Origin of the sequence: Mesorhizobium sp. M7A.F.Ca.US.010.02.1.1 (assembly GCF_004023085.1) — a bacterium.
Taxonomy (GTDB): domain Bacteria; phylum Pseudomonadota; class Alphaproteobacteria; order Rhizobiales; family Rhizobiaceae; genus Mesorhizobium.
The window spans coordinates 1-392 of record NZ_RZRV01000155.1 but is presented as its reverse complement, the minus strand read 5'-3'; the positions used below and the strand labels follow the sequence as shown (position 1 = coordinate 392).

Below are 392 nucleotides of genomic sequence, written 5' to 3'. Positions count from 1 at the left end.
TCATCAGCCCGCCGACCGCCGAGGCATCGGCCACCGCCGAGCCGGAAATGCCGCCGAACATGGTCGAGGCGGCGATGTTGACCTGGCCGAGCCCGCCTCTCAGGTGGCCGACCAACGCCCCGGCGAGCGCAACAAGGCGAGCGGCAATGCCGCCGCGCACCATCAGGTCACCGGCGAAGATGAAGAACGGGATGGCCATCAGCGAAAACACGCTGACACCGGAGTTGAGGCGCTGGAACACCACCAGCGGCGGCAGCCCCAGCACCAGAACCGTGGCGAAGCTGGCGACACCGAGGCAGAAGGCGATCGGTGTGCCGATGATCAGAAGAAAGACGAAGGTGCCGAACAGAACCGTCAATGCCATCTAGAGACCCTCCTCGCCCGTGGCGTAC

Annotated in this window: 1 protein-coding gene; it reads right to left on the bottom strand. The window is 65.8% G+C overall.

Annotated features, from left to right (window positions below):
* Positions 1-364, bottom strand: a 364-nt coding sequence (locus EOA19_RS35155) for a TRAP transporter large permease subunit (protein WP_128306123.1), incomplete at its 3' end; no start/stop codon positions are given.
* Positions 365-392: the final 28 nt, after the last annotated feature.